Origin of the sequence: Microcoleus sp. N3A4, assembly GCF_036701805.1 — a bacterium.
Lineage (GTDB): Bacteria > Cyanobacteriota > Cyanobacteriia > Cyanobacteriales > Microcoleaceae > Microcoleus.
Genome location: NZ_JAUBRJ010000091.1, coordinates 25,602 through 28,405, shown reverse-complemented (window position 1 = coordinate 28,405; position 2,804 = coordinate 25,602). Strand labels below are relative to the sequence as shown.

Annotated in this window: 2 protein-coding genes; both read right to left on the bottom strand. The window is 45.1% G+C overall.

What is annotated here, in order from left to right:
* Positions 1–180: 180 nt before the first annotated feature.
* Positions 181–618 (bottom strand): beta-carboxysome assembly chaperone CcmS, encoded by a 438-nt coding sequence (ccmS, locus tag QUA56_RS32695; RefSeq protein WP_333366999.1) that lies wholly within the window; start codon positions 616–618, stop codon positions 181–183.
* 239 nt (positions 619–857) lie between these two features.
* Positions 858–2,639, bottom strand: a complete 1,782-nt coding sequence (locus tag QUA56_RS32690) for an ABC transporter ATP-binding protein (protein ID WP_333367004.1) — start codon at positions 2,637–2,639, stop codon at positions 858–860.
* Between the last annotated feature and the right edge of the window lie 165 nt (positions 2,640–2,804).

The following is a 2,804-nucleotide window of genomic DNA, read 5'->3' as shown; positions in this document are numbered from 1 at the left end:
CCTTTCTCAAAAAGATGAGGTATGACTGACAGCTTACATAACCAGCCAGACGCTTGAGGGCCCAAGCCCAACAACGTCCGCGAATCTTTCTGAGAACCGCTATACATTCGCCAACAGTCTTTTTTAATCGCCGATTCATCTGTGTAGACGTGATTTCAATCACCGAATAAAGGGTGTAACTTATGCTTTGATATATTCGGCCATTTGCTTTTCCAGTCGATCGAGCAAAGTATCCACATCCGCCGCTGCTTCCTCAAAACAAGCAGGAGGTGCAGGTTCAATCTCAAATAAAATTAACTTGATTTCACCTTCGCCGATCGCCACAATCGCCACCTCTTTATCCGGTTTGTGAGCGTTCAGCACTCCTATAATTTCCTGAATATGACTTTTAACTTGACGGTTCAATTCCTCTATAGCCTCTTTTTTACAGTACACGAAACGCGGCGTTCCTGCAACATCAATTCCCAAAATATCGTCGCTTTCTTCTCCCCTTTCCAGAAAGAGTCCCCAAGCTAAAGCCGCCAATTCTTGTTTGTTAGCTTTCACAAATTTATCTAACTTGCGACGCCAGTTATTTTCATTTTTTTCTTCTGAGTCAGGGCTACCAAATAGAAACATTTTCTCTCTTTGCTTGTAGAAACTAATATTTTGCAGTCAGTTGTCAGTTGTCAGTTGTCAGTTGTCAGTTGTCAGTTGTCAGTAACATCATGTCCGGGTAATCGCCGATTGTGATTCTGTAGTGCAAGCGAGAAGCTCGCACTGTACTCATCATTGATTGACCCGACATAATATAACAACAAATAACCAATAACAAACAACAAATAACAAATTCCCAATTACCCAAAACCGCTGCGTTTCTATCTTATACCAGATTGCACGCGCCAGAGCGACGCATAAACTCCGTCCTGTTCGAGAAGTTGTTCGTGCTGCCCCGATTCTACCACTAGCCCCTCTTCCATGACAAAAATGCAATCGGCATTGCGGACTGTAGAAAGACGGTGGGCGATCGCTATTGTAGTGCGATTCTTGGTAATTCGTTCGAGCGATCGCTGAATAGCCGCCTCCGTCTCGTTATCCACCGCTGAAGTAGCTTCGTCAAGGATCAAAATCGGCGGATTCTTTAAAACAGCCCGTGCAATTGCAATTCGCTGCCGCTGTCCCCCCGACAATTTTTGACCGCGTTCCCCTACAATAGTGTTGTAACCGTCCGGCAATTGCGAGATAAACTCGTGGGCCTCCGCAATTTTAGCAGCATTTACTATCTCTCGATTGCTTGCCTCAAAACTGCCGTAAGCAATATTTTCTGCCACCGTACCGTGAAACAAAAACACATCTTGACTTACCAATCCGATCGCTCTACGCAAATCTTTTAAATTCAGGTTATTTAATTCTATACCGTCGAGATAAATGTTTCCGTACTGTACCTCGTACAGCCTCAATATCAGTTTCACCAGCGTACTCTTTCCCGAACCAGTTGCGCCAACAATCGCAGTAGTTTTTCCAGCCGGCAGAGTCATAGAAAAATACTGCAAAATCGGCTTTCTTTGATTGTAAGAAAAAGTAACATTTTTAAATTCCAACTCACCCTTAATCGAACTAACTGGCCGCCGAATATCGCCCGTGCGAATGGCGATCGGAGTATCCAACAAATTCATCACCCGATTAGTAGAAGCCATTGCGCGCTGGTATTGATCGAGAGTATCTCCCAAGCGAGTCAGCGGCCACAGCAACCGCTGGGTCAAAAACACCAAAACGCTGTAAGTTCCCACAGACAACTGGCCCGCCACAACCTCCAAGCCGCCCAGAAATAGCGTTGCAATAAACCCCAAGAAAATCACCACCCGAATCAGCGGGATAAAAGCAGCCGAAAGTGCGATCGCCCGTCGGTTGCTTTGGCGGTAAGCTTGGCTTTGTGTTTCGATGCGCTGAATTTCATAATCTTCGGAAGTAAAACTTTTAATAGTAGTAATTCCCATCAAATTATTCGACAGTTGCCCGTTCAGAAAACTCACCTTTTCCCGCACGTCAGCATAGCGAGGAGCGAGGCGATTTTGAAAGGCGATCGATCCCCAAATAATAAAAGGTATCGGCAGCATTGACAGCCCAGCAACACCAGGAGATGCGGCAAAAAAAGCCGCGCCAATCACAATAACCGTTGTAATTACCTGAATTACCTCATTAGCGCCGTCGTCCAAAAAACGTTCGAGTTGATTGATATCATCGTTGAGAATAGAAATCAAACCGCCCGTGCTGCGTTCTTCAAAATAAGCTAATTCTAATTCCTGCAAATGGCTGTAAGCTTCCAGACGCAAATCGTGTTCGATATCCTGAGCCAAATTGCGCCACAAATAATCATAGGCATATTCAAAAACAGATTCCAACGTCCAAACAATCGCGCTCAAAAGAGTGATAATTGCCAGTTGCCAAAAAACATCTTTTATGCCCCACTGAGCGAGGATAGAATCTTGCTGTTTCACCACCACATCAACGGCAATACCGATTAATGCTGGCGGCGCTAAATCGAAGAATTTATTCAGCAGCGAACAGATACTTGCCAGCCAAGCTTTCAGGCGGTAGCGGCGCCCGTACTTCAGCAGCCGCTTTAGGGGATGGACAGGTTTTGATGGATTTGGTGACAATTGAGGATTGGGGGTAATTGGGCAATTTTTAGATTTTGCACTTATTCTCACAGCTTTAGAAACGGGCAAGATGCCCGTTCCACAACTAAGAAGTTGTCTCTTATAACGGGCTTTTCGCCTGTTCCGAACGGGCAAGATGCCCGTTCCACAACTAAGAAATTGTCT